Source organism: Candidatus Binataceae bacterium, from assembly GCA_036495685.1.
Classification (GTDB): domain Bacteria; phylum Desulfobacterota; class Binatia; order Binatales; family Binataceae; genus JAFAHS01.
Genome location: DASXMJ010000175.1, coordinates 1 through 17,787, shown reverse-complemented (window position 1 = coordinate 17,787; position 17,787 = coordinate 1). Strand labels below are relative to the sequence as shown.

The 17,787-nt window shown below is 59.4% G+C and carries 17 protein-coding genes and 1 tRNA gene; 10 read left to right on the top strand and 8 right to left on the bottom strand.

The features are described from left to right. A partial coding sequence (locus VGI36_16315) for a VOC family protein (protein HEY2486712.1) occupies positions 1-401 on the top strand: 401 nt, incomplete at its 5' end. Between the two features lie 118 nt (positions 402-519). Here VGI36_16315 and pgm read toward each other — a convergent pair. Beyond that, positions 520-2,172 (bottom strand): phosphoglucomutase (alpha-D-glucose-1,6-bisphosphate-dependent), encoded by a 1,653-nt coding sequence (gene pgm, locus VGI36_16310; GenBank protein HEY2486711.1) that lies wholly within the window; start codon positions 2,170-2,172, stop codon positions 520-522. A 185-nt stretch (positions 2,173-2,357) separates the two neighbouring features. On the opposite strand from pgm, the gene VGI36_16305 reads away from it, so the two are divergent. Further along, positions 2,358-4,790, top strand: a complete 2,433-nt coding sequence (locus tag VGI36_16305) for a glycogen/starch/alpha-glucan phosphorylase (GenBank protein ID HEY2486710.1) — start codon at positions 2,358-2,360, stop codon at positions 4,788-4,790. Between the two features lie 129 nt (positions 4,791-4,919). Here VGI36_16305 and VGI36_16300 read toward each other — a convergent pair whose 3' ends face one another. Together VGI36_16300 and VGI36_16295 are read right to left on the bottom strand one after the other, a co-directional pair. Further along, entirely contained in the window at positions 4,920-5,621 is a 702-nt protein-coding gene (locus VGI36_16300; protein HEY2486709.1) for an ankyrin repeat domain-containing protein, read from the bottom strand. A gap of 74 nt (positions 5,622-5,695) precedes the next feature. Then, positions 5,696-6,733, bottom strand: a complete 1,038-nt coding sequence (locus VGI36_16295; protein HEY2486708.1) for an MBL fold metallo-hydrolase — start codon at positions 6,731-6,733, stop codon at positions 5,696-5,698. Positions 6,734-7,871: 1,138 nt separating this feature from the next. On the opposite strand from VGI36_16295, the gene VGI36_16290 reads away from it, so the two are divergent. From VGI36_16290 to def, 3 genes are all read left to right on the top strand, one after another. Then, complete coding sequence (locus VGI36_16290) at positions 7,872-8,885, top strand: hypothetical protein (GenBank protein HEY2486707.1); 1,014 nt, start codon at positions 7,872-7,874, stop codon at positions 8,883-8,885. 147 nt (positions 8,886-9,032) lie between these two features. Beyond that, positions 9,033-9,839, top strand: coding sequence for an ABC transporter substrate-binding protein (locus VGI36_16285; protein HEY2486706.1), 807 nt, complete (start codon positions 9,033-9,035; stop codon positions 9,837-9,839). A 238-nt stretch (positions 9,840-10,077) separates the two neighbouring features. Then, positions 10,078-10,623: a peptide deformylase gene (gene def / locus VGI36_16280; protein ID HEY2486705.1), complete on the top strand. Its 546-nt coding sequence runs from the start codon at positions 10,078-10,080 to the stop codon at positions 10,621-10,623. A 59-nt stretch (positions 10,624-10,682) separates the two neighbouring features. On the opposite strand, the gene VGI36_16275 is transcribed toward def, so the two are convergent. Next, complete coding sequence (locus VGI36_16275; protein ID HEY2486704.1) at positions 10,683-10,985, bottom strand: hypothetical protein; 303 nt, start codon at positions 10,983-10,985, stop codon at positions 10,683-10,685. A 257-nt stretch (positions 10,986-11,242) separates the two neighbouring features. On the opposite strand from VGI36_16275, the gene VGI36_16270 reads away from it, so the two are divergent. From VGI36_16270 to VGI36_16255, 4 genes are all read left to right on the top strand, one after another. After that, complete coding sequence (locus VGI36_16270) at positions 11,243-12,196, top strand: ABC transporter ATP-binding protein (protein HEY2486703.1); 954 nt, start codon at positions 11,243-11,245, stop codon at positions 12,194-12,196. Positions 12,197-12,272: 76 nt separating this feature from the next. Beyond that, positions 12,273-13,109 carry an ABC transporter permease gene (locus VGI36_16265; GenBank protein HEY2486702.1) on the top strand — a complete coding sequence of 279 codons (837 nt, stop codon included), beginning with the start codon at positions 12,273-12,275 and terminating at the stop codon, positions 13,107-13,109. Beyond that, the gene (locus VGI36_16260; protein HEY2486701.1) at positions 13,091-14,521 is read left to right on the top strand and encodes a Gldg family protein; all 1,431 of its coding nucleotides are present in this window, start codon (positions 13,091-13,093) and stop codon (positions 14,519-14,521) included. The genes VGI36_16265 and VGI36_16260 overlap by 19 nt, the downstream gene beginning before the upstream one ends. Further along, on the top strand, positions 14,518-15,066 hold the full coding sequence (locus VGI36_16255; protein HEY2486700.1) for a DUF4340 domain-containing protein: 549 nt from the start codon (positions 14,518-14,520) through the stop codon (positions 15,064-15,066). Before VGI36_16260 ends, VGI36_16255 begins: the two co-directional genes overlap by 4 nt. Positions 15,067-15,109: 43 nt before the next feature. Here VGI36_16255 and VGI36_16250 read toward each other — a convergent pair whose 3' ends face one another. From VGI36_16250 to nthB, 3 genes are read right to left on the bottom strand one after another with little or no spacing between them, the layout of a single operon-like run. Then, on the bottom strand, positions 15,110-15,454 hold the full coding sequence (locus tag VGI36_16250) for a nitrile hydratase accessory protein (GenBank protein ID HEY2486699.1): 345 nt from the start codon (positions 15,452-15,454) through the stop codon (positions 15,110-15,112). After that, positions 15,451-16,056, bottom strand: coding sequence for a nitrile hydratase subunit alpha (gene nthA, locus VGI36_16245; GenBank protein HEY2486698.1), 606 nt, complete (start codon positions 16,054-16,056; stop codon positions 15,451-15,453). Before nthA ends, VGI36_16250 begins: the two co-directional genes overlap by 4 nt. Positions 16,057-16,071: 15 nt before the next feature. After that, the gene (gene nthB, locus VGI36_16240) at positions 16,072-16,848 is read right to left on the bottom strand and encodes a nitrile hydratase subunit beta (GenBank protein HEY2486697.1); all 777 of its coding nucleotides are present in this window, start codon (positions 16,846-16,848) and stop codon (positions 16,072-16,074) included. A 112-nt stretch (positions 16,849-16,960) separates the two neighbouring features. Between nthB and VGI36_16235 the strand changes: the two genes are divergently transcribed. Continuing rightward, positions 16,961-17,407 (top strand): hypothetical protein, encoded by a 447-nt coding sequence (locus VGI36_16235; protein ID HEY2486696.1) that lies wholly within the window; start codon positions 16,961-16,963, stop codon positions 17,405-17,407. Positions 17,408-17,648: 241 nt separating this feature from the next. On the opposite strand, the gene VGI36_16230 is transcribed toward VGI36_16235, so the two are convergent. Next, positions 17,649-17,725: transfer RNA gene (locus VGI36_16230), tRNA-Met, on the bottom strand. Positions 17,726-17,787: the final 62 nt, after the last annotated feature.

Here is a 17,787-nt window from a genome sequence, read left to right as displayed (position 1 = left end):
TTATGAAGGTCGAGGCTGGGTTCAAGATGGTATTTCTCGCGAGCCACGGTAGAGACCATCATGAATTGGCAATTCTGGAGGTCGGCCCCGACGCTGCCTCGCCGCGCGAGCGTTCGATCGGCCTGTCCCACATCGCGTTTCGCCTGAGCGACGAGGCGGCGTTGCGCGCCGCTTACGCCGATCTCAAGAAAAACGATGTTCGGATCATCGGTGCGATCAATCATGGGGTAACCAAAAGCGTCTACTTTCATGATCCAGATGGCAACGATCTCGAGTTGTACTGCGACGGTTTGCCCGAGGAAATTGCAAAGTTCCCCGACCCCTACGCCGGTATGGATGGGCTCGACTTCGCCAGCGATGCCCCTGATTTTCGCCAGGCGGCACGCGAGCTGGTCAAGTAATAGCGGCTCTTCTTACCGACCAGTAAGGAACCCTGACGTCTTTGATGAAATGCTCGGTTTGCGCCCGAGCTGATTGGTCTAGCAGTTCTCAATCCGTTGACGAGGGTCGGGTGATTGCCTATCCGGAGCCTCCGCCCAGCGCTTCGTCGACGATGGTCCGTGCTTCGGCAAGAATCGCTTCCAGGTGCTCACGGCCTTTGAAGCTCTCCGCGTACACTTTGTAGATATTCTCGGTTCCCGACGGACGCGCGGCGAACCATCCGTTTTTGCCGATCACCTTGAGGCCGCCGATCGGCGCATCGTTACCAGGAGCCTTGGTCAGACGTGCGGTAATCGGCTCACCGGCGAGTGTCGAGGCTTTCACATCGGCGGGTGAAAGCCCGCTGAGACGTTCCTTCTGTTGCGGTGTGGCGGGCGCATCTTCCCGTTCATAGGCCGGTTCCCCAAATTTCTCAGTGAGTTGGCGGTAGTGCTCACCAGGGTCGCGACCCGTGCGTGCGGTTATCTCGGCGGCGAGCAGGTTGGGAACCAGCCCGTCTTTGTCCGTGGTCCACACGGTGCCATCATGCCTGAGGAAACTCGCCCCGGAACTTTCCTCACCACAAAAACCGACCGCGCCATCGATAAGTCCCTCGACGAACCATTTGAATCCGACGGGAACCTCGATGAGTCGCCGGCTCAGATGCGCAGTCACGCGATCGATCATGCTGCTGCTGACGACCGTCTTGCCGACCGCGACCCGCGCTGACCATTGTGGGCGATTCGTGAAGAGGTACCAGATTGCCACCGACAGGTAATGGTTGGGCTCCATCAGCCCCTGGCTGTGACTGACAATGCCGTGCCGATCCGCATCGGGGTCGCTCGCAAACGCGACATCGAAGCGATCCTTGAGGCTGACCATCCGGGCCATCGCGTAGACCGACGATGGGTCCATCCGAATTTGTCCGTCCCAGTCCACCGTCATAAATGCGAAGGTCGGATCGACGGTGTGATTGACCACCTCGAGGTTGAGGGCGTAACGATTCCCGATTGCGTCCCAATATGAAACGCTGGAGCCGCCCAGCGGATCGACACCGATGCGAACCTTGCTTTCCCGGATCGCCTGCATGTCGACGACCGAGGGGAGATCGTTGACGTAGAAGTTCAGGTAGTCGTGCGGGTGAGTGGTGGCCGCAGATCGTGCGCGTTCCAGCGGGATCCGCTTTACAGCTCGCAGACTGTCGACGATCAGCGCATTGGCCCGTTCCTGGATCCACGCGGTCACCTGGGTGTCCGCGGGGCCGCCGTGCGGTGGATCGTATTTAAAGCCGCCAAAACGGGGAGGATTATGCGAGGGCGTGATTACAATGCCGTCGCCCAAACTGCTCTTGCGGCCGCGGTTGTAGCAAAGAATGGCGTGCGAAATTACCGGCGTCGGCGTGTATCCTCCCTCGGCATCCACCATCACCTCGACGCCGTTGGCCGCTAGTACCTCCAGGGCGCTCCCCAGCGCCGGCCCGGACAGCGCATGTGTATCGACACCGAGATAAAGCGGTCCATTGATGCCCTGCTCAGCGCGGTAAAGACAGATGGCTTGGGTGGTCGCGAGGATGTGCGCTTCGTTGAACGAGTTGTCTAGTGAGCAACCGCGATGGCCCGAGGTGCCGAACACCACGCGCTGCTCGGGCACCGAGGGATCAGGTTTTCCCGAGTAATATGCGGCCAGCAGCTTGGGAACATCGATTAGAAGGGAAGCCTCGGCGGGCTTACCGGCAAGTGGACTGATTTGCATAGATTCTTCAAGTGTAGTCGGTGCGGGTTTGAAATCGAAGCCAAATCACCCAAAATCTGGGTGTGGGTGATAAGTTTGGGCGGGAATGCTTTCGTCGGCACGTAACAGAAACCTAACTTCGCCCAAACATTCGGCCGCTCTAATAAAAGGTTCGGAATTCAAGCTCGGCGGAGCTGATCAGAATAATGCTGGCACAACAAAACCTCTCGGTTGAGTCGATCAAACAGGCAATCGTGGACAATTTGGCGCTCGCCCTCGCGCGCCAACCGCGCTACGCAACCCAGCGCGACTGGTACACAGCGGTCGCGCTTACCGTACGCAGTCTGCTGGCCGGGTATTGGTATGCCGGTACCAACGTTCGCACCGAGGATCCGGTGCGAGTGGTCGCATACCTGTCGGCGGAGTTTCTGCTCGGACCGCACCTCCACAACAACCTGGTGGGGTTGGGAATTTACTCTCAAGTCGAGCGGGCAGTCACCGAGCTCGGGCAGGACCTCGGCGAGATAGTCTGGCAGGAGCAGGAGCCGGGCCTCGGCAACGGGGGTCTGGGACGGCTCGCGGCCTGCTACATGGAATCGATGGCCACCCAGCAGATGGCCGCCATCGGTTACGGGATCCGTTACGAATTCGGAATTTTCCGTCAGCTCATCCGTGACGGTTCCCAAGTGGAGATGAGCGATGAATGGCTGCGCCTTGGCAATCCATGGGAAATCGCGCGGCCGGAAAATGTATACCTGGTGCAATTCGGAGGGAGCGTGGAGTCATATACCGACGACTCGGGATCGGTGCGCGCCGTCTGGCTTCCGGACCGGATCGTTCGCGGCGTTGCCTACGACACGCCAATCCTCGGCTATCGGGTGCCGTGGGTGAATCTGTTGCGCTTGTGGAGGGCACAAGCGCACGAGGAGTTCAACTTCCAGCAATTCAACGCTGGCAACTACTACGGCGCGGTCGAGGACATGGTCCAGTCGGAGAACATTACCAAGGTTCTCTATCCGAATGACGAGCAGGTCGAGGGCAAGATCCTGCGCCTGGAACAGCAGTACTTTTTTGTTTCCTGCTCGCTGCAGGACATGCTGCGCTTGCATCAGCTGCGCCGGCGCGCGTTGGCCGAGTTCCACAAGTACTGGGCGATCCAGCTCAATGACACGCACCCCGCGATCGGGATAGCGGAATTGATGCGCCTGCTGGTGGACGTTAACCAGTTTGGATGGAACGAGGCCTGGGACATTACGCGCCACACCTTTGCCTATACGAATCACACCCTGCTGCCCGAGGCGCTCGAAAAGTGGCCGCTGCCGATCTTTGCCCGGCTGCTCCCGCGCCACCTGGAGATCATCTACGAGATCAACCGTCGATTCCTCGACCAGGTGCGAGAGCGCTTTCCCAACGACAATGCGCGCCTTGCCCGGCTGTCCATTATCGATGAGAGCGGTGACAAATTCGTTCGCATGGCGCACCTCGCGGCGGTCGGCAGCAACAGAATCAACGGGGTCGCCGAGCTTCACTCCGAGCTGCTCAAGGAAACCGTGATGCGCGATTTTGCCGAACTGCAGCCGGAGAAGTTTACCAACGTTACCAACGGGGTCACGCCGCGTCGGTGGATGGCGGTCTCCAATCCGGGTCTCGCCTATCTCATCACCAGCAAAATCGGCGATGGATGGTTAGCGCACCTCGAACGCGATCTCCGGCACTTTGAAGAGTTTGTGGATGATGCGGAAGTTCAAGACGCCGTACGGCTGATCAAGTATGCCAACAAGCGGCGTCTTGCCGAAATGATCGAGCGCACCGCCCGCATCAAGGTGAACCCCGAGTCGATGTTCGACGTCCAGACCAAACGCATTCACGAATACAAACGCCAACATCTCAACGTCCTGCACATCATTACGCTCTACCAGCGCATCAAGCGCGATCCCGCCCTCGAGGTTCCTCCACGCACCTTTGTCTTTGGTGGCAAGGCGGCACCCGGCTACGCGATGGCCAAGCTGATCATCAAGCTCATCAACGCGGTCGGCGAGGTCGTCAACCAGGACCCGGCGATGCGCGGCCGCCTCAAAGTCGCCTTCGTTCCCGACTTCAACGTCAAGACCAGCCAGCACATTTATCCGGCCGCAGACCTGTCCGAGCAGATTTCCACCGCAGGCAAGGAAGCGTCCGGCACCGGCAACATGAAATTCGCCCTGAACGGTGCGCTCACTATCGGCACGCTAGATGGCGCGAACGTGGAGATTCGCCAGGAGGTCGGCGAGGAAAATTTCTTTCTCTTCGGCATGACCGCCGAGCAAGTACAGTCGCTCGTCCGCGACGGCTACCATCCGCGCGAATATGTCGAAAAGAACCAGGAACTCGGGGAAGTCCTCAAGTTGATCGAGTCCGGCGCCTTTTCTCGAGGCGATCGACAGACTTTCAAACCGTTACTCGATTCGCTCCTGAACCAGGATCCATTCCTGGTCCTGGCCGACTACCAGTCCTACGTCAATTGTCAGGGCGAGGTGTCCAAGGTTTATCGTGATGAGCGCAAATGGACCCGAATGTCGATCTTGAACATCGCGCGCTCAGGCAAATTCTCCTCCGACCGGGCGGTCCATGAGTACCGGGAGAAGATCTGGCGCGGATAGGGCAGGGCCTCACGGAAATGCACGCAAGGCCGCGGTCGGACGGGCGAGCGATCGGGGGAACATCGATCGGGCACTTGGTTGTGCGCCGGTCGCCTTAGGGGTTCAGCGGTTGGTCGCCTATCGAGCTATTCAACGGACGTTCATTCGCGCGCTCGTACGCAGCTGCTCGGCCATCTTTCGGAGGTCGCCGTCTCTCTTCTTGCGCATCAACTCCGCGGCGCAAACGCCCTGACTGTTTCTTAGGTCGCCTCTGGCTCCGTGAGCTATCAGCATCGGGAAGAATCGCTTGTCGGTTCCCTTCTTGAGCATGTAGTGCAGCGCGGTCATACCCTTACGATCCTGGTAGTTGACATCGGCGCCGAGTTTCAACAGTTCCTCGGCCGCCTCGAAGTGGCTCCACTTGATCGCACCCAGGAACGGAGACTCGTTCTCCGCGAGATCGTCCACCGAAGAATCGTTCACGTTAGCGCCATGGCGCACGAGAAGCCGGATCGCCGGAACATCGCGATTGAACGCCGCTGCCCACAAGCAATAGTCAGGGTTCGAACCCCGTTTGAGCAGGTACTCGGCCAGTGGCAAGTTCCTGCCCCGTGCAATCGCGAACCACAACGGCGTTGCCTTCCACTTTCCCTCCGTGAAGGCTTCCTGATTGATCGAGAGGCCGGTGTCGACTAGCACCTCGGCGGTCTTGATACTGTCGGCCGCCTTGCCTTGGTCAGCACCGATGTCCACGCCGCAACAAAGATGAAGCCAATTGCGTCCCCTTGTGTCACGATGCTTGAGCAGTTCCGCGTTCGCGTGGAGCGCTCGCTCAACCCCCCTCCAGTCCATCGACCTGACCATCGCAAGCATTTTCGTTTTCGAAACCGAGCTCCGTTCCGACTGCGAGGGTCGGGACCGCGAAGCTAGCGCTCGACGGGCAGGCCTGCTTCGTGCCATTCGAGCATTCCCCCTTTGAGATTGCTCACGTGATCGAACCCAAGCGCCGTCAGAATCGCAGCGGCGGTGCTGCTTCGCACGCCGGCACGGCATACCACCACGATCTCGCGATTTTTCATCTCTTCCAGCGTGCTAGCCTCCTGCGGCAAGGCCTTGAGGGGGATCAGCCGGCTGCCGTCAATATGTCCCAGCTCGCCGCCATACTCGTCTTGTTCGCGCACATCCAGCACCAGCGGCGGATTGCCACTTTCAATGCGTGCCTTCAATTCGGGCGCGGCGACCTGACGGATCGCTTCGAGCTGCGCGAGTCTGGGGAACGCGACCGAATCATCATCGATGGCCGACTGGTTCGCTTGCAGCGACTCCTGGATCTTGTCGGGCAACGCCAGGCGCAGGTCGTTCATGATGTGGATGTATTCATCACGCGAATGGCCAGCGAGGCGCGGATTGGTGGTCTTCTCTTTGCCAATCGTCGAGAATTGATTGCCGCGATAATCGTGCGCTGGAAAAACCAGCGTGCTATCCGGCAGCGTGAACAGCGCGCCGGTGATTGCGTCGTATTGCTGGCCTGCATCGCCTCCGGCGAAATCTGCACGCCCAGTTCCGCCGATGAGCAGGGTATCGCCGGTAAGAACGCGTCCTTCCAGGTGGATGCTGATTCCGTCGGGCGTGTGCCCGGGCGTGTGCAGGATTTTGAGGCGCAGGTCTCCCACTTCCAGGATATCTCCATGCGATACGTGGACGTCGACATGCGGCGCGGGCGCATGCCGCTCCATCACGATTTTCGCATCCGCAAGCCACGCCAAGTCCCAAGTTCCGGTCAGGTGGTCGGCGTGGGTGTGGGTGTCGATCACGTAGTCAAGCCTGACTCCGTGATAGGCTGCGGCGGCCAGATAGCGCGCCGCGTTTTCGCGCAGTGGATCGATTAGCGCCGCGCGTCGGGTGCGTTCGCATCCAAGCAAATACGTCTTGCATTTTCCACGATTGAGCTCACGAAACAGCACGCCCTGCTCCTAAAATGGTGACTAGCTAGGAGAGTATTAGGAACAAAGACGAAAGGTAAGCGCGCGCAGATGCGTCGGCCTTTTCGATCGAATTTAAGGCCCAGGGAGACTCTCTTTCGCCAGGCGTCGGCGCCGAGTACCGCAGACGACGAGGGGTGCGAAAAGAAGAGCCCTTAAACTCCACTCATCTTCAGGCTCCGTGCTCTAAAGACGTCTTCTAATCTTGTGCTGTCTTTTGGTACTTGTTGTGTTAAACAAATTCACGCAAATTTGTTGGGTTTTTGATCGTGCCTGTTGCCGGTGACGACGGCTGAGCACCAAGGGACTGCTGCCGCCAGAGAGAGAAAGATCCAAGTCCTGACTCACCTGCGTGCCTAAAGGGAGGCGCACATGAGGCATCGGCGATTGTACCCCTGCTCGGTTTTCTTCCAGCAGTCTTGTTGCTCGCAATGAACGCGTGTAACAGCAGTTCTAGTTCGGGCGGTCCCGGGCCTACCGTCACCCACGCGGCGACCAAAAACTGCCACCGCGACCAGTACTGCACCGGCAACCCCGACGGTAACTACCACCGCGACCAGTACCGCACCTGCGACTCCGACTGCCAGTGGAGCCTGCACGTCAGGAACGCAGCGCGAACTCGATGTGACCAACAACAGCAGTCAACCCGTCTGGGTATCTGGTGGGGGCGGGGCGCTTCGCGCCGTCTGTGCGGTGAGCGGCACGCAGACTTGCCTGACGGACAATTTCAACGGTAGCACCGGCGCCTGTATGCGCGGCACGGCCAGCGGGAGCCTCGCTTGTCCGGGAACTTCGTCTCCAACTCCAGACGGCAAAAATTGCCAGTGCACGAGCAGTTCCGAATGTGGACCAGGTGCCGGTTGCAATACCGCCACCAACCTCTGCTTTTATACGCTCCCCACTCCGACCTCGTTTAGCGGCTTTAGTCCATCCAGTCCGTGGAACTGGGAATTGCCTGCAGCTGGAGATACCGCCATCTTTTGTCTTCCCGAGGGTACCGTCACGTTCAATGGTCAGCAGGTGTCCTCCGCGGTGTGGTGGAGCGGCGGAGTTGGTGCGCGTACTGGATGTCGCCCGGACGGAACCAACTGCCTGACCGGAGACTGCAACACTAACCCCCTTGCTCCCAATCAAGATTGCCCCGTGGGAGTTGGCGGACAGCAACCCGCGACCATCGCGGAGTGTACCCTTCAGACCCAAGGCCACCGACTTTTACGACATTACGGACATCAACGGTGCCAACATCGGCGAACGGATGGGGCCGTTACCGACCTCCACCCAGACGCCAGGCGCGGTTCCAACCTTCTACTGGTGTTCGACGCCCGGTGGGAACTGCAAGTTTGACTACGGCACCTTTACCGCGAGCGTTCCGCTCGCACAGCCTATTGACGGTACGCCTCTGCTGATGCTGATCGCGCAGGGATGCACCCAAGGTCCCGCACCGGCTGCAGGTTGTCCGTCTGGCTTCCAGTGCAACGGTAACCCCGGCGCTACCAATGGCGTGTGCTTCATGCAATGCACCAGCAGCGCACAGTGTCCCCTCACCCAGCAGTGCGTCATGGCTTCGAACGGTAATTCGTATTGCCAGTGCAGCAAGCAAAGCGATTGCCCGGCGGGTGAGTTTTGCGGCAGTCAGTTCATTCCGGGGGTGGGCATTTTCCAACAGCAATGCGGAAGTTTTGAAGGCTGGTGGTCCGCCGATGACTTTTGCGGGAACCCCAGCAATATCATCGGGAACCCCAGCAATCCGGTTCTTAACTGCGGAGCTACGATAACCAACGGAGACGGCGGAAGTACCAATCTCTCCCAGTTGTTTGGATGTACGGGGGCCAATGCGACTTCCTGCTACCAGCCGGCGGCTACCGGCGGCTGCTGTGGGTGCGCGACTTCTTCCGCGAATAGCCTCTTCTCGGACTGGCCTACGGAAACCAGTCTGACTTGCGTGAGCAACAATCCTATCTGGGCCGGGGACACCCAGCCGTGGCTGGCGAACCTGAAGCAGGCTTGTCCGTCTGCCTACAGCTATCCGTTCGATGACGCCACCAGCACCTTCGAATGCCAGGCCCAAGGATCAACGAATCTTCTCGGTTACTCTATCGGGTTCACGGATTTGCCTAAGCCAACTTCCGAGTAGAGGAAATCGATACCGACCGCCCTCGCGTTTTCACCTTCGGGTGCCCTGACGCGAGGGCGATTTCTTTTTTAGTCCAATCGTACTCGCACTTCGGCTACAATTGGGGGGTAGCGGATGCCCGGATCGGGTGTCGGGTTCTGTGTGGCTATGAAAACCGAACGCTCGAAAATCAGTGGCTCCGGCCGCCCGTCGAGCTCGAAATCAAGGTCCAGAACGGCGAGCCACCGCGCCGCGCTGGCCCTCGTTACGAAGCGCCTGCCGCAAAAGCGGCGCCGGTTCTCGCGTCGCACGACTCTGATTCTTTACGCGGCCCTGCTTGGCGGGGCCGCAATCGTGATCGCGCTCCTCTATGCCGCGGCTCCGGTACATGCCGACCATCCGCCCCCCAACCTCGATCCGATGAGTACAGTCAAGGGCGTGATGGACCAGACCATCGCGGTCTTCAAGGAGAAAGACATCGCCCCCACCGACCGCCGCGCGAAACTCCGGACCATCGCGGAAGCGCACATCGATTTCAACGGCATGGCACGTTCCACGGTCGGATATCACTGGCGCACCCTGACCGACGATCAACGCAAGGAGTTTGTCCTGCTCTTCACCACCTTTATCGAGGACGTTGTGCTCACACAAATCGAGCAATACTCGGTAGAAAAGGTACAGCACGACATCCAGTCCTCCGTCATCGTATTCGACCGCGAGCACGTCGATGGCGATCATGCCGAGGTCTTCAGCACGGTCAACCTCAAGAGCCGTCCGGAAACTCTACGGGTCAGCTACCTGATGAAGAATGTCGATGGGGACTGGAAAATCTATGACATCGATGTCGACGCGATCAGCGTAATTGCGAATTACCGCAATCAGTTCAATCGCGTCCTCAATGATCAGGGCTATGACCGGCTGGCCAGCTTGCTGCGCCAGAAATCCGAGCAGCTTGGCAGCTCCCTGGCCAACTAGGTGGGCCGCTTACCAAGTTCCGTATCTTGTCGCGTGACCCAAAACGAAGCGAAGAGCCTCGCACGGTTCTGCGATTGATCAACAACCGTTCCGCGGCAGACCGACTTTGCGGAACGCCGTCGTGGGTGGTCCGAGGCTTAGCGACTCGATTTTCGGCGCGAGAGAATGAAGTCGGGTGGGTTCTGGGTGATGCGGCTTGCAAAGGAACTTGTAAGTCAGGACACTAGCCCGCGAAATCATGATTCTGAAGGTCGCACGACTCGGATTCCCCTCTCTGCGAACCGCCGCTCAACCGGTGGCTGTCGACCAGATCCGAAGCCCCGAGTTCCAGCGACTGATCGACGACATGATCGAAACCATGTACGAGTATCGCGGCGTTGGACTAGCTGCCCCGCAGGTCCATCTACCCCTTCAGTTGGCCGTCCTTGAGGTCCAGAACCATCCGCGCTACCCGGACATGTCGCCGGTCCCCCTCACCGTACTGATTAATCCTGAGGTTTCGATTCTGGATCGCAGCACGGTCGACGAATTTGAAGGATGTCTCAGTATCCCCGAGTTGCGGGGGTTGGTCCCGCGCTTCAAGGAGCTGCGCGTTAGAGCGTTTGGCCGCGATGGCGAGCCGCTCGACATTACTGCCCACGATTTTCACGCCCGCGTCATCCAGCACGAAACCGACCATTTGAAAGGCGAGGTTTACCTCGACCGCATGCCGAACCTGCGTCAGCTCGGTTTTCTGGACGAATGGCAGCGCTTCCTACTGCCAAAAAAGAACAACGCGGAATAAATTAAGGAGAGGCCGCGCCGCAAAGGCGCGTGGAGCAGCGGCCTTAACCAAAGATTTTCTCACTTGGGCGGGTTCAATTCCAGTTCGATATTTGTGGGCAGCTTTCCGGTCGCTTTCACGCTCGCGACTGCCTTGCGAAGCTCGTCGTTCTGGGCCGCCAGATTCTGTTCTTCACCCTGCACTTTGGACAATTCAGCTTTGAGCCGGGTATTTTCGTCGCTGATCTGCGAAAGCTGTTTGTTCATCGCCGCAATCTGCTCCTGCAGTGCTTCTTGCCGCGCATCGTTCACCTTGGACCACATGAAGAACGCGATCGCCGCGATGAGGAGGACGATCAGAGCGCCTGCTAGAAATCTGCCCATCGTGCTTCCTGCTCTTTACCGACAATAGTCGTCGCCGCCTGCCACTTGAAGCCCGACCTTTGGCTCGCCCGCCGGCCCAATTGCGCTATCATAAAAGTGAATTGACTTCCTTTGCCTCGCCTTTTTACAATGCACGGACACATTGGGCGTTCCGGCCACGGCGCTGCTCCAGGGGGAATCTGGCCGACACCCGATCCGTTGGCTTGCAGCTGCAGTGCCGCAGCGCAATATCACGCGGGGCAAGCTGAAGAGAGTAAATGATAGAGGTCCAAGACCTTACCAAATACTTCGGCGCGACTCGTGCGGTAAACCACGTCTCCTTCAAAGTCGAGAAGGGCGAGATCATCGGGCTTTTGGGTCCCAACGGATCCGGCAAGACCACGATCATGCGCATCCTGACCGGATTTTTTCCGCCCACCGCGGGCCGCGCGCTCATCGGCGGGCTCGATGTCGCCACGCAATCGCTGGAGGCCAGGCGGCGCATCGGTTATCTGCCGGAAAACATGGTGCTTTATCCGGATTTGAACGTCAGCGCGCTGCTTCAGTTCGCCGCACGGGTGCGCGGGCTGGATGCCAGGACCACACGCGACCGGATGGAGTATGCGATCAAGACCTGCGGCCTCGAGGAGGTTCGCCGTAAGCTGATAGGCAAGCTATCCAAAGGTTATCGTCAGCGCGTCGGCATCGCCCAGGCAATTCTGAGCGATCCCGAAGTACTGATTCTGGATGAGCCTACGGTCGGCCTCGATCCCCGGCAGGTGGTCGAAATTCGCGAACTCATCCGATCGCTGGCCGGGCGATCCACGGTGCTGCTTTCGACCCATATTCTGCCCGAAGTGAACATGACGTGCCGCCGCGTCGTCATTATTGATCGCGGAAATATCGTGGCGCAGGACACTCCGGAGCAGCTAACCGCAAAATTGCAGGGCAGCGAGCAGACCCAAATCACGGTGGTCGGACCGGTGGATCAGGTTCGACCAGCCCTGGCCGCGGTGCCAAACGTCCACGAGATCCAGGACCGCCCGGTCGACGCGACTCAGCCGGGCGCCTGCAGCTTCGTGGTTTCTTCGAATGGCCGCGGCGACGAGGTCCGCTCCGCCCTGGCCGCCTGCGTGGTGCAGAAGGGATGGAGTTTGCTGGAAGTAAAGCCGCTGGCGCTGACGCTGGAAGATTTGTTTATGCGCCTCGTCACCAAGGAAGAAAGAGTCTAGTGCCGAGCCCAATCCGCATTACGCTCGACACCGGACCGTCGCGGCGCGCACGCATCGCGTATCGAGGTCAATAATCATGTCAAATGGCGCAGCCACCTTGGAGGCTGCCCGCACGGCTGGCGAGGCCGGACGGGTTTCGGCTCGTGGAATGCGGGTCGGCTTTTCGCTGGGCCGGATGTTGGCCGTTACCCGCAAGGAATTGCAGTCCTATTTTGCCTTTCCGCTGGTCTATATCCTCACCGGGCTGTTCGCGTTCATGGCGGGTCTGTATGCGTGGACCGATCTGGACTTCTTCGAGACCATCGCTTTCGCCAAGGACATCATCCAGAACTACTGGCAATTGCTGTTCACCGACATCCGCTTCTGCCTGCTGCTCACCCTTCCATTCCTCACGATGCGACTGTTCGCCGAAGAGCGGAAGCTCGGGACCATCGAGTTGCTGTACACTTATCCGCTGCGCGATGGGGAAATATTGGGCGGAAAGTTCCTTGCGAGCGAAGTGATCCTGCTGATGATGCTCGGCCTGACCGTGCTGTACCCGGTCTACCTGTATTCGGTGCATCGCTTCCCGCTGTTTCCGCTGGTGGCGGGTTACCTCGGGTTATTTCTGATTGGCTCGGCGTTCCTCGCGTTCGGAGTGTTCGTGTCTTCGCTGTGCGAGAGCCAGGTCATGGCCGGCATTGGGACGATCCTGCCGCTGCTGTTCTTCTGGGTGCTCAACTGGAACGAGACGTCATTCCAGGGCAACGCGATTGAGGCACTTCGCTCGGTCTCGCTGTTTGACAACTTCGGAACCTTCGCAAAAGGGGTGATCGACCTAAATCACGTCACCTACTTCATTTTCTTCGTGGCATTTTTCGTCTACCTGACGCTGCAATCGATGGAGGCCAGGAAATGGACCGGCCGCCGGTAGAAAAGGTCCCTACCCGTGGCTCGCTGATCACGGGCTACTTGTTGCTGATCTATACCGCGATTGCCTTCGCGGCGGTGCTGATCATCGCCAATGCAATAATCAGCAATCACAACGTGCGATGGGATCTGACGCCGAACCAGCGCTACTCGTTGTCCGACTTTGACAAGCGGGTCCTCGGGGGGCTGACCCACCCGGTCAAGGTGATGGCGTTTGTGCGCACCGAAGACCCGGCCTACCTCGAACTGGCGGAACTGTTGTTCCAGGCGGCCGCATTTACGCCCCAGCTTCAGTACGAGGTCATTGACGTCAACAAGGCTCCCGGCCTTGCGCGACAGTTCGGAGTGTCGAGTTACGGCGAGGTGGTGGTCGAATCGCAGGGGCGCCGCCGCGATTTCGACAACGCGCGTTCGGAGCTTCTGATCCCGGCGATCCTGCAGACTTCTTCGAATCAGTCAAAACACATTTATTTGACGGTAGGTCACGGCGAGCGGGACTTGTTCAACGCCGATCGCAACTCGGGTTTTTCCCAGTTTCGCGGGCTGCTCGAACAGAACAACTACCAGATAGACAACGTGTCCTTGTTCGCGGGCGGAGTACCCGACGATGCTAAGGTGCTCGTCTCGGTCGGTCCGGAGAAGGACTTCCTGCCCGAAGAGCTCGCGGAGCTCGCCAAATACCTCGCACGAGGCGGGCACTATCTGGTGATGCTTGATCCCTACGGATCGCCGAGCCTCGCCAAATTCCTGACCCAGTATCATCTCGAGTTCACCGATCAAGTCGTCGTCGATCCGGCTTACCGGCTCACTCAGGGCGAGATTTTGACCACCCGTATTCCGCTCCGCTCCGACAACAGTGCAATTACCCGGTCGATGTCTGGGGACGCAGTCATGTCGCTGGTCCGCGGAATCATCGTGAGCGGACAGCCGGGAGCAGCGGGACCGGATGGTCTAGAGCTGGCCTCGACCATAGAACTGCTGCGCTCTTCGCATGAAAGCTGGGCATCGGGCGACCCCAAAGCTTTAACCACTGGCATTACCGAGTACCAGAGCGGCCGCGACACCAAGGGGCCCATCACGGTCGGGGCGGAAGTTAACCTGGCGCCGGCGACCAATCCGCATATTCCCCTGCAGCAGATGACGCGGATTGTGGGGTTCGGCAGCTCCGCATTTGCGTCGAACCAGTTTCTCGAGATGCTCGGGAACCGGGACCTTGCGGTGAGTGCGATCAACTCCCTGGCCGGCGATGACGTCCTGATCGCGAGCCGCGAGCGACTGAACCGGGGCGAGACCGCGGGCTTTTTTGTGACGGCGGGACAATCGCATCTGCTGCGCGATTTGGGCGCCGGTTTGGAGACCATCATCCTGTTCGCGATTGCAACCCTGGTGTTCGTGCGCAGGAGGTTCTTCGTGTGAGTGCCCGTCCGGCGATACTCTTCACCGCGCTGTTTCTTCTACTTCTGCCGATATATCAGTACTTCGATCGACCTGCTGACAAGCGCGCGGCGGCGAACGTGGAGGAACAGCAGGAAAGTCTGCTCAAGCTAAACGGCATCGACTCGATTACCGTCAAGCGCGGCAGCGAGACGTTGCGTTACGAGAAAACCGCGGACGGAAAGCTCTACCAACTGGTCGAGCCGCAGGGAAAGTTTGTACCGCAGGATCTGATGCAGGCACTCGCCTCCCTGTTAATTAGTGCCAAACAGGTGGAAGTGGTCGCCGAGAACACCAACGACCTCGCCCAGTTCGGCCTCGACCATCCGCGCAGTGAAATGACGATCGGCGCAACCGGGACCGGCCAGCCGATCCGTATCCTTTTTGGTGCGGAAAACCCGACCCATACCGCGATCTACGCGCAGATCGAGGGTATTCCCAAGGTGTTCCTGCTCGGCCGCAACCTCGAATACTACCAATCGGTGATGTTCGAATGGGTCGAAGGAAAGCAGGGTAAGAACGCCTAGCAGAAAATCGGCGTTGGTCCTCTACTGCCGCTCGACCTCGCCTTCAGTGCTCGTGAGCGTGGGGCGCAACAGGAGGCTGAAGCTCCGCAATCTTGGTGATGAGCTCCGAACGCGTCGCAATTCCTTTTTCCGTCACCACCGCCTCCAGCGCGCGCAGGAAATGCTCGTAGTACTCGCCTTGGCGGTTGGTCCCGTCACGTTCGCGAATCCGGTCCGAGGCGCCTACTTCAGCGATCAGGCGTACGCGGAATTCGTCCCAGGCGAACAATCCCGCCTGGCTCAGCCCCAGTGCGATCGCAAAGGCGCGCGCCTCCCACGGCGCGCTGAAGACGCTCGCCTCATCGCATCCCAGCTGCCGCGCCAGCTCGCTCAGCCCGAACTCACTCATCGCGATTTCCCGGGCGCAGCGACCCTGGCGACCCCGATCATCGAATCACGCGTGACCAGCTCCGCGAGCTGCTCCTCACTCATCTTCGCCGTGCCCGCCGGGCGTTCGGGCAGCACTATATAGCGCTGCTCCGCGCTCGAATCCCACACTCTGATTTCGACATCGTCCGCGAGCTCGACCCCGAACTCACGCAGGACTCCGCGCGGATCGCTGACCGCTCGCGAACGATAAGCGAAGCTCTTGTACCAGGCCGGAGGAAGCCCAAGTACGGGCCACGGGTAGCACGAGCAGAGCGTACAGACGACCAGGTTGTGAATCCGCGTGGTGTTTTCGATAGCTACCAGATGGCCGCCCTCGGGCCCTGCGATTCCCAGCTCCGCGCATGCCGCGACGGCGTCCATGAGGAGGCGCTTTCGGAACCCCGCATCTGCCCAAGCCCGTGCAACGACGCGGGCGCCGTTGCGCGGTCCAACCTTGTTTTCGTAACTGTCGACGATCGCGTCGAGACGGGCAGGGTCCACCAGTCCTTTTTCGACCAGGAGCTGCTCAAGCGCCTTGACCCGCGCCGCCGGACCGTGCTCGGAAGTGTCGTGACCACTCATCGCTTCCCCTCTTCTCTAGTCCGTGCGTTTCGGAGACCAGGGCCTTTTTGAACGTGACAGTTTTCGTTTGCTTCTCGCCTTCGCCGAGAGGACGGTGCGGGGCTTTTTCGCGTGCAGCTTTGGGCGTGCGGCTACCGAATTGCGTTTTCTACTGACGGTGTTGCTGCGTTCCACGCGTTCCAGATAATCCTCCCACAGATCGATCATAAGCCCCTCGCGATCTTTTCGGCCCCACAGCTCGCGCGCACTGAATTCGACCAAATAGACATGCTGGCGATGTTCGCCCGCTCGATGCGCATTGGTGTCGGGCAAAACATAGATTCCGCGGAGACGCCTTACTACGCCGGTTTTACCACGGACGTAGCGGGGGGAGCGGGTGTGTCCCAATGGGTGAATGCCGCGAACTCTGACTCGATCCCCGGCCTTGAACCTCGAATGGAGCCTGGCCTTCGCCGCCACCGCCTTCGGTGAAACGGCGGGCAGCGCGACCGACATCAGCTCGGGTTGAGCCAACGACTTCAATTCTTCGCCGCTAACGATTCCGCGTTCCACCAGCAAGGTCTCTGCCGCTAGCAGCCAGCGCTCGTAGTAAGAAGTGGTTAGATAACGCGCCGGCGGGATGCGCTCGATAGCGTGGCGGAATTCGTCGATATTCACACCGGTGAGCGTCAGCACGCCGTTGACGAGCGCGAAGACCCGTCGTTCCCAGTCCGCGTGGAACGGAACTTCGTCTACATCAGGTTGGACGCGCCCGAACCCCTCCATACCACCCATGTCGTGAATACCGTCCATTTGGTACCAGACAGATTATTGTAGAGGCGCACGGTTGCGCGCAACGTCTTGTGTCGTTGCGCCTCGCCTCGCAACCTTGAAGCACAGGCTTTGCGATTGATAGCTCTTGATCGTGCCCGTCCACGATCGTTATCCATGGCCGGCCGACCTGCGGGTGTTTGGCGTGCTGTCGCTGTTCTGGGCGCTCTATTTGGTATGGCTGGCGGTGATCGGCAACCCCTTCGATAGCTACTTCGCTCCAGCGCGCGCGGTAATCGGCGGCAGCGTGTTCTATGGTTCGCAGGCGCAGTTCGTGTTGCTCACGGAGGCCGCAATCGTCTGGGTGATGGCGGTCGGGATGATCACCGGCCGGCGATGGAGCCTGCTGCTGAGTCTTTTCTACCTGGCCGAGACCGTCGTCAGCTACCTGGTCTTCATAATCGCTTATATGAACACGCGCGCCGAATGGACCCACGTGCGCCTGGCGGTCCGCGTCGGTCCGACACTGGTACTGGTCACGCTCTATCTGTGGATCCGGTCGCGCGATCTGATCTTCGATCCTGCCCGGCGGCTTTCCTAGCTAACCTGCGGCGATTGGGTGAATTGCGGCCCGTTGCGGTCACGCGGGGGAATCGCGGCTGCACCCACTTCTAGACCCAAATGGAAAGAGAGTAACCCACATGAAATAGAGGGGTTACCTACATTTACTCCCAGACCCCCGGATCAATGGACTTCCCCAAACGAGGGTGGGCAAATCCGAAGGCCTATTTTGTTTGGATACATGGTGTTTCTGACTTGGTGAACTGTCTTGGAGATTATTGTGGTGGCGGCGGAGGGACTCGAACCCACGACTCTGCGGATATGAGCCGCATGCTCTGACCAACTGAGCTACGCCGCCACCGGAGAACCGCTAAGACTAGCCTGACTGAAAGGACCGCGAAAGGGTTCTCAGCGCAGCGG

Coding starts and splice junctions, on each gene's coding strand:
- nthB (HEY2486697.1), bottom strand. CDS start 16,848: ATGGACGGTATTCACGACATGGGTGGTATGGAGGGGTTCGGGCGCGTC.
- VGI36_16270 (HEY2486703.1), top strand. CDS start 11,243: ATGATAGAGGTCCAAGACCTTACCAAATACTTCGGCGCGACTCGTGCG.
- VGI36_16250 (HEY2486699.1), bottom strand. CDS start 15,454: ATGAGTGAGTTCGGGCTGAGCGAGCTGGCGCGGCAGCTGGGATGCGAT.
- def (HEY2486705.1), top strand. CDS start 10,078: ATGATTCTGAAGGTCGCACGACTCGGATTCCCCTCTCTGCGAACCGCC.
- VGI36_16305 (HEY2486710.1), top strand. CDS start 2,358: ATGCTGGCACAACAAAACCTCTCGGTTGAGTCGATCAAACAGGCAATC.
- VGI36_16300 (HEY2486709.1), bottom strand. CDS start 5,621: ATGGACTGGAGGGGGGTTGAGCGAGCGCTCCACGCGAACGCGGAACTG.
- VGI36_16275 (HEY2486704.1), bottom strand. CDS start 10,985: ATGGGCAGATTTCTAGCAGGCGCTCTGATCGTCCTCCTCATCGCGGCG.
- nthA (HEY2486698.1), bottom strand. CDS start 16,056: ATGAGTGGTCACGACACTTCCGAGCACGGTCCGGCGGCGCGGGTCAAG.
- VGI36_16260 (HEY2486701.1), top strand. CDS start 13,091: ATGGACCGGCCGCCGGTAGAAAAGGTCCCTACCCGTGGCTCGCTGATC.
- VGI36_16265 (HEY2486702.1), top strand. CDS start 12,273: ATGTCAAATGGCGCAGCCACCTTGGAGGCTGCCCGCACGGCTGGCGAG.
- VGI36_16285 (HEY2486706.1), top strand. CDS start 9,033: ATGAAAACCGAACGCTCGAAAATCAGTGGCTCCGGCCGCCCGTCGAGC.
- pgm (HEY2486711.1), bottom strand. CDS start 2,172: ATGCAAATCAGTCCACTTGCCGGTAAGCCCGCCGAGGCTTCCCTTCTA.